This is a genomic window from Nitrosomonas halophila, assembly GCF_900107165.1.
Taxonomy (GTDB): domain Bacteria; phylum Pseudomonadota; class Gammaproteobacteria; order Burkholderiales; family Nitrosomonadaceae; genus Nitrosomonas; species Nitrosomonas halophila.
Genome location: NZ_FNOY01000095.1, coordinates 1 through 7,851, shown reverse-complemented (window position 1 = coordinate 7,851; position 7,851 = coordinate 1). Strand labels below are relative to the sequence as shown.

The window sequence follows — 7,851 nt, the reverse complement described above, 5'->3', positions numbered from 1 at the left end:
ATCGCTATTGATTATAAAAGAATTTTTTTCTGATTTAGAGCAAAAATGGGGGGTTTTGGGTGGTTTTGGGGGAAAAAGCTGCGAACTTGGGTTAAACTGTATGTTGGGGCCCGCGTCCGAACAGGAGGCTGAACCACGACGGTCAAGGTACGTAAAATGCTTCTATGGATAATCGGATTCAGTGTGTTGGGCAGCATCGGCGCTGTTGCGGGCGCTGCTTTGATGCTGCTTTTGCCCGAGGGGATTCGCAGGAAGCTTGTTCCTTGTCTCGTCAGTTATGCGGCTGGTACACTGCTTGGCGCAGCTTTTCTCGGCATGATGCCTGCCAGCCTCGGTCTGGCTCCGGCGACCACAATTATGGCAACGGTTCTGACCGGTATAGTGCTCTTTTTTGTGCTGGAAAAATTTGTCCTCTGGCGTCATTGTCACGATAGCGAGTGCGAAGTGCATGGCCACGCTGGCCCTCTTATCCTGATTGGTGATGCGTTCCATAATTTTGTTGATGGCATAGTGATTGCGGCTGCCTTCCTGGCGTCCATCCCGCTCGGGATTGCTGCTGCGCTCGCGGTGATTGCGCACGAAGTGCCGCAAGAGATAGGCGATTTTGCTATCCTGCTTGATAATGGGTACGGGCGCGTGAAGGCTTTGGTTCTCAATGGTCTTTCCGCCGCGGCTACGCTGCCTGGTGCCATAATGGCTTACTACTGGCTCGGCGAGACGGAGGAGGCCGTGCCCTATATCCTGGCGCTTTCTGCCGCCAGTTTCATCTATATCGCCGTGGCAGACCTTATTCCGGCACTGCACAGGCAGGTGACCTTTGCTGCCTCTTTGCGTCAGCTTGTGCTGCTGTTGGCCGGGATTGCCACGATTGCATTTTTCCATTTCGGAGGCTGAATAATGAGTGAGTTAACCGAGACCGAGATTCAAGTGCTGCATGAAGCGCTTGATGACGAGTACCGCGCCTGGACGACTTACAATCAGGTGATTGCCGACTTTGGTGAGGTGCCACCATTCAGCAATATCCGCGAAGCCGAAGGACGCCACATCGAGGCGCTTTGCGCGTTGTTTGCTTATTACGGGTTGCCTATCCCCGAGAATCCCTGGCCGGGAAAAGTTGCACGATATGCCAGCCTGCAAGCCGCCTGCGAAGCGGGTGTAACTGCCGAGATCGTCAATAGCGAAATGTACGACCGGCTGATCGGGGCGACACAGCGCCCCGACATCCTTGCAGTACTGCGCAATCTTCAGGCGGCGTCACAGCAGCGTCATTTGCCCGCATTTCAGCGCTGCGCGAAAAGTTTTGCGAGTAACGGCGGGCATGGCGCGCGACGACATCGGGGCGGAAGGGGGCGACCATGAGCGTATCATGGAACATGGTGGTGGTATTGTCCAAGGCATCAAGCGATGATTGAGCAGGCTTGAAGTCCCAAATGAAGCATTGATATGCTTTTGTCCATTTCCCTGTTCTTCTTGATTGGTGCTCCTGGTATTTATGGGTAGTCACCAGACGGCTTTTCTGCTGTGCTCCAAGTCTGTCGAGCATGAACATTGCCGTAATAGGTTTCATTTTTGACGTAGTATATATATTGCTTTATCACGGGGGCGGGCGCTAGGAGGCTGTCCAAGTATAGGCTGATCTACTGCGGATGAACCTGCCAGGCTGGATTTTTCGATCCTTTTTGTTGGATAGAACCACTATTCGCCTCAAATGATCTAAAAATCCCGCTCAGCCAGCTTCGCCTTCGCTACGATCGCTATTCTCGGACAGCCTCCTGGAATCAGTGCAAGGAGAGCAATCATGCATACTTTTACACCGAAACCGAAGGTTACTCCTCTGGCCGCGCATACAAAATCTATCAAGCCCAGTCGAGTGTTTTTTAGCCAGAACCACGAGGCGAATGCATTCTTTCACCTACGGCGCATGATCGGAAGCCAGGCTGCACAGCGATTGCTGCAGCCTAAAACAAGAGACCCCGAAGAAGATGTGCTTACCAGGATAACGCATCCACTCACCCATAATTCTCGCCCAGTGCCAGTCTTTGCTGATTCGTTGCCCAGGATTCAGCCAAAACTGACGGTCAGCACACCGAACGATATGTATGAGCGGGAGGCTGACCGTATTGCTGAGCAGGTGATGCGCATGGCCGAGCCGCAGATGCAGCAAGCTTGCTCATGCGGTGGAGAGTGTTCCGAGTACCGGACGGGGCAAGCGAGACGGGAGCATGAGTATCCGCAGATTATGCGCATCGGGCAGCGTGACGCGGAGCAGTCGGGTGTGTCGCCCATTACTTATGAAGTACTGCGCTCGCCCGGAAGACCACTTGATCTTTCTGCGCGCAGCTATTTTGAACCACGATCTGGCGGTGGCTTTAGTCACGCTCGAGTACATGGCGATAGACAATCAGACCTGCCCGGGATACATGCGACCGGTGGCAAGCCGCATCATGATCTGCTCCAACGTACACCCGATCAGTCGGAGACGGATCAGGATGCAGATCATCGCATATGCGGCCCTGATATTACCACCTCGCTTACCACTATGTTGGGTACGGTTGAACTCTGGTTCAGGGGGCTGACGGGTTTCCAGCGGTCAAGAAGCTGCATGGGGCTGGGTCCCTTCGGATTTCTTGCTGGGGTGAATCCGATCATGGCCTGGGACACCCGGGAGCTGTTCCTGCCGAATACCGGGTGGCTGGATGCTTATTTTCATCGCCGATCGTGCGGGTCGCCGCGGGATGCGGGATGTGCCACGGACCCCACGCGACACCTGTGCGAGACGGCAGGCAGCTGCAGCAACTCCGTGCTCATCGACGGCAAGTGCCTACTTGCGGGTACGGCCAATTATGCCCTGTTCGGAAAGATGTGCCGACTTTGTCACGACTACACCGGGCGATGGAACCGTTGGGATATGAGAGCCATCATCGATGGGTGGAAGACGATTGATTGGGATGATTCCACGCCTCCCAAGGAGATCGCATCAACCGTCTACGATGGGACGTTTCCGAGCGTGCCGGCAGCGGCGGAGAATCGCGGATCCTGCATCGGTCGCTGCGGCCTGATCCATGGCGGTGCTTTCGACTTTATATGGGAGCCTTACAGGCTGCGGTGATGGCGGGGTGTACCTGTATTCTGGCACCTGCACCGCAACACATGGGTCAATCCGGGCACTGAATTTGTCTTTTTCCTTTTCCTGTTTTGCCAGATTCTCGATCTGGCCATGATTTTGCATTTCGGTTGCTAAAAGGGGAATGTAGGTTAAAGGAAGAGCAGGAGAGTCCATGGACTTCTTTCATGCACACTTCAAGTCCGGTTCTGTGAGGAGCCAGGGATGAACTGATGCAGGACTGCGATATTGTGGCCCTGCTGGTAAACCAGGCAGGGATTATGCGGTGCAGAACAAAGTCTGATTTTTCTTGCCCAGAAATTTGCCAGACTTTTTTTGAATTATTCTTGGAGGAGCAGGTAGTTACCACTAATTTATGTTATAAAAGAATACGCGTTATTTCGCTTGGACATAATCGGACAAGCTAACACTGTTCCTGGCAATTAGTGGATGTAGATAGCGCGATATCTGCCAAGTATTTTTTGGCATTACCAATCTTAAGCAAAACAAGGAGGTAGATTCATGAAAACCTTATCGTCTATTATCGCAATTGGAATGCTGGCTTTCATTTTTACTGCGAATAGCTTTGCAGCGGATACTGAACATAGGTTGGAGGCATTGGCGCATGCTGAAGAAGCTGTGAAACATGGAGAAATGGGTCATGCCAACGAATTGCTCATGCATGCGGAAGATAGCTTGAAACACGCCAGAGATGCAATGCAAGAGGATGGTGATGCACATATGAAAAAGGCTATTGTAGAGTTAGAAGAAGCTATCAAACACGCAAAAATGGATCATGCCGATGTGGCAACGCAACATGCCAGAAAAGCAATGAAGCACTTGCGCGAATCTGGTGTCAGAAAGATGCATTAAGGAGCCGCTCATAAATAACTGTAACACTTTGATCGCATCTGGCGGGCGCACTGCGGCGTGACTCGTCGTCGCCATAGCCTTGCTATGACTCCTCCTCTCGCCTTGCATTGCATCCCGCCAGACGCGCCCAATTGTCACACTTATTCCTTCACGGCTCCTAATCATGTTAAAAGCAACAGCTTCCAGTATTCTCTGGGGGTTGTTCAAAATATTTTCCACATAAGCATGCAGTCAGGCCTTGAATAAGGAAGCGCAACGGATGTATATATTCCTTTAGCCGTGACCCGATTCTGATGTATGCCGCTGAGTATCAATCGGCGCCTTGCAAACTCGCTTTGTCGTTGCTGTGAGAATCTCCAGTCTTGTCAGTTCTCTATCATTTATCGGGCGCCAGGGAAATCAGGCTCACGTCAAAGATTCCCCCCTGAGCTGACACGAGAGGGCGTTTATGAATAACGGGACGAGTGAAGTCGACGATGAATTAGTCAAGCGTGTAAAGTTTTTTCATAACGCTACATTATCGTGGTTGCAGACTACCGATACCACTATCGCCTGTGGCCGTTGGAATGACGGTGCGATAGCCGAACTGATGCCTCAAGGCCAGGGGTATTTACTGCCAGCCCGCTACGAAGATCGCTTTGCGGGCGTGCGTGAATTACGCCTGAATAATGCGCCGCACCATCTACATATCGATTTCGGACGGGTTTCCCATATCCTTTATACGGTAACACCCAGCATATGCCTCGGCTTCAAGCCCTCATTCGAAGCGCGCCTTATGATGAAAGATCCGCAGGGAAGGCAATCAAACCAGTGGACAGTATCCTTTATGCTTAACAAGCCTTACGTACAAGAAAAATTGAGCTCAGGCAAGGTACACAAGTATTTTGAACTGGCTCGTCAACAAGCGATGCAACGCCCCGATCTAGTGAAATTCCACATAGATTCATCGATTTTTACCTCCGCCCTTGGCCTGGAACTGCTCGAGCTTTTGCGCATACATACCGGAATTGCCGCAGGAGGCTGGCCGGCGATTATCCGGGCGCTCTTACCTGCTTCTGCTTCCCCCACCGGTAGACAGCATCCAATCACCGAGCCTCTCTGTGTTCCCCTCTTGAAGCAAGCACTTTTACTTCGAGACGCGTCACTCGTCATTTACCGCGACCGCACCCTGATTGAATTCAAGACCGACAAGCTTGGCGGGCTGTATCACTATGCCGAGGACAATTATGATTCTTGGCAAATTGGCGCCTTCGACGATCATCATTGCCATCTGAAGCTCGATGCGGTCGAACGAGTCTTGTTTTCTGCCGAGCGGGTGCCTTGTCAAGGCAATGGCATCAATTACACGATATGGTTTTTAACAGCGGACACCAGTGGCAATCCCCATCGATCCGATGGTTATTTTTCGATCGTACTCAATCGTCCTTATTCAGGCAATGAGCCACGCCTTGAGGTGATTGAGCCCCTGTTGAGCCTGTATCGTGAATTTCAGCATGTCGGCTGGGTCACGGCAGAACCCAGGTTTATTGACATTCTCCAAAGCGGGCCGCCGCAACGACAATCATCGTGACAATCAGCAAGACTTGCCTTGTATTTGCTGGCTAGCAACATAAATACCATTTCTTATCACCCATGAAGCAAGGGATACCGGTCATGAGTGCTGGGTTTAATCCTGCTTGCAGGGACTGCGATCTGCCAATACCTGCCGGGTTCTGTCTTCCAGTTCTTGCTCGCTGACAAGGCTGGCAGCAAGCACTAATTTTTCGAGAGACGAAAGCCAGCGCAGATAATAATCCCAATCAGGATCATCCTTGCTGTGAGCAGATTCCCACTCGGCAATCGATGCGATTAATGCCCGCCGAAAATCTTCCCATTCGTAGCAGCCCTGCTTGGACAATGCAATCGCTATGCCAAAGGCACGGCCTTCCCAGGGTCTTTGAAATAGAATCTCCCCGTTATCGCGAGGTGGAGAGTCTTCACTCCCCAGCATGCTGGCTGCAGCAAACTGCTCGAATTTGATTTGCATGGCTATTCAGATTCTCCCTGTGTTTTGGTTTCAGCAGGCACCACTACTTTTGCTGCGCCTTGCATGGATTCCGGCGTAACAATCGCGGCAAGCTGAGTTTCCGTCCAGCCCTCGGTACCTGCCGGGCGTTCAGGCAGAACAAACCATCGAATCTGGGCACTCGTATCCCAGACTTTAACTTCAACTGATTCAGGGATATCCAGGCCAAATTCTTTGAGTACTTTTCTGGGCTCCCTAATCGCTCTTGCCCGGAAAGTCGGGTCTTTAAACCAGTAGGGTGGCAAGCCTAATACAGGCCATGGATAGCAGGAGCACATCGTACAAACGATCAGGTTATGTACTTGGGACGTATTGGCAACGGCCCGCATATTCTCCCCTTCCGCGCCGGCCATGCCACGTGGAAAATGCATGTCTGCGATTGCCGCAGGCGTATCTGCGAGCAGGCGGGCTTTGAACTGTGGATCCACCCATGCTCTCGCGACAATTTTTGCGCCATTGAATGGACCCATGTCCTTTTCGAAAAACTCAATGACTTTATCAACCGTCTGAGCCGTAATGATTCCCTTTTCAATCAGCAGGGACTCTAAAGCTTTAACACGCGCCGCACTGTATTCCTCTCGATCGAAGCTGTTAGCCATTTCTTAGACCTCATTCAGACTGCCGCATTGCCAAAACCGCGCTTCAATTTAGACTACTGGTCGCGATCCTCAAGATATGCCTCAAAAACCTGAACATATATCTTGGTGTTGGGTTCTGTCAGATTACCCCAAATATCATGTGAGTTGAACACGACATTATAAATAGGCATCGGATCACCTATGCCATCGCCCGTTGGAAAATAGTAGTTATAAGCACCTTCATAGACTTCATCGATGATCCCTTTTTTTGTTCGCAAGTATCCCGGTAACTTGCAGTGCTCGACAGGAGGAGGGTTTCTAACCGTAACCACATCACCTGCCTTGAATTTTGGCTGAACAGCTGCGTGACAAGCGGGTGAATCCCCCGTCCGCAAGTACTCAACGACCTGCGCATCGATGGCTGAATTCTGCACTTCTGGCAAGGAAGCATTGATATCTTTCAAGTACAACCCGGTCCTGGAATTCAGCTCTCCTGCAGAGATATAGCCTGACTCCAGATAGAATCCTGAAATACCGCCCAACCATTTTTCGTAGTATCGATATTTAAAGTAATCAAAAGGATTCATTCCCTCCGCTCCCTTGCGCAGATGTCCCCAAGTCCAGAAACTGTCGAATTGGGTCGGAACGGATTTCACGGCATCCAAATGATTACTCAGCGCCATCATGGCCACGTGGATGCCAAATATGCGTTTTTCCCAGGGTTGAACAAATACGCGTTTTTCGAAACTGGATGGTTCAAGGTTTTCAAGTCCGCCAATGTAATGTTGTAGCTTCATCGCGTGATCCCCATGAAAACTGTGGAAAAGATTTTGATTTATCCACTCAATTTTTAATCTTGAATCCCTTCATCACAGCAGCAGGTTATTTGACAAGGCCTTAACCCGATGAAATCAATGTCAGAATTGAACAGGCTTAGCTGGCAAGACAGGATCGGAACCCCTCCTTGAGTGCCTTCTCAGATAAATGACGGCCAATGAAGACGAGTTCGTTTCGACGTGGCTCATCGTTCTGCCAGACACGTCCTGGCCTGCCGTCCAACAACATATGTACACCCTGGAAAACAAAGCGCCGGTTTTCCGAATCAATATCCAGGATACCTTTCATGCGATAGATATCTTGGCTCCTCGGCAGAATTTGTGGGTAACCGAAAGCGCCTTTTGTAAGACCATGGCCGGTGATAGTGGAGCACCCCGCCCAATCTCTGAGAAGAT

9 protein-coding genes are annotated in these 7,851 nt (G+C 51.0%); 5 read left to right on the top strand and 4 right to left on the bottom strand.

From position 1 onward, the window contains the following. The first annotated feature begins 183 nt into the window (after nucleotides 1-183). The 5 genes from BLV85_RS13700 (at nucleotide 184) to BLV85_RS13680 (ending at nucleotide 5,546) form a co-directional block, all read left to right on the top strand. Nucleotides 184-894: a ZIP family metal transporter gene (locus tag BLV85_RS13700; RefSeq protein ID WP_342707113.1), complete on the top strand. Its 711-nt coding sequence runs from the start codon at nucleotides 184-186 to the stop codon at nucleotides 892-894. Nucleotides 895-897: 3 nt separating this feature from the next. Further along, complete coding sequence (locus tag BLV85_RS13695) at nucleotides 898-1,359, top strand: ferritin-like domain-containing protein (RefSeq protein ID WP_090415795.1); 462 nt, start codon at nucleotides 898-900, stop codon at nucleotides 1,357-1,359. Between the two features lie 439 nt (nucleotides 1,360-1,798). Further along, entirely contained in the window at nucleotides 1,799-3,109 is a 1,311-nt protein-coding gene (locus BLV85_RS13690; protein WP_090415794.1) for an eCIS core domain-containing protein, read from the top strand. 516 nt (nucleotides 3,110-3,625) lie between these two features. Beyond that, nucleotides 3,626-3,976, top strand: a complete 351-nt coding sequence (gene smbP, locus BLV85_RS13685) for a small metal-binding protein SmbP (protein ID WP_090415793.1) — start codon at nucleotides 3,626-3,628, stop codon at nucleotides 3,974-3,976. A gap of 448 nt (nucleotides 3,977-4,424) precedes the next feature. After that, entirely contained in the window at nucleotides 4,425-5,546 is a 1,122-nt protein-coding gene (locus tag BLV85_RS13680) for a hypothetical protein (protein ID WP_090415792.1), read from the top strand. A gap of 96 nt (nucleotides 5,547-5,642) precedes the next feature. Here the strand turns inward: BLV85_RS13680 and BLV85_RS13675 are convergent, their stop codons facing one another. The 4 genes from BLV85_RS13675 to BLV85_RS14985 form a co-directional block, all read right to left on the bottom strand. Next, nucleotides 5,643-6,002, bottom strand: coding sequence for a nitrile hydratase accessory protein (locus BLV85_RS13675; protein WP_090415791.1), 360 nt, complete (start codon nucleotides 6,000-6,002; stop codon nucleotides 5,643-5,645). Between the two features lie 2 nt (nucleotides 6,003-6,004). Further along, entirely contained in the window at nucleotides 6,005-6,640 is a 636-nt protein-coding gene (gene nthA / locus BLV85_RS13670; protein ID WP_090415790.1) for a nitrile hydratase subunit alpha, read from the bottom strand. A 53-nt stretch (nucleotides 6,641-6,693) separates the two neighbouring features. After that, the gene (gene nthB / locus BLV85_RS13665) at nucleotides 6,694-7,416 is read right to left on the bottom strand and encodes a nitrile hydratase subunit beta (RefSeq protein ID WP_090415789.1); all 723 of its coding nucleotides are present in this window, start codon (nucleotides 7,414-7,416) and stop codon (nucleotides 6,694-6,696) included. A 136-nt stretch (nucleotides 7,417-7,552) separates the two neighbouring features. Beyond that, a partial coding sequence (locus BLV85_RS14985) for a CobW C-terminal domain-containing protein (RefSeq protein WP_143032354.1) occupies nucleotides 7,553-7,851 on the bottom strand: 299 nt, incomplete at its 5' end.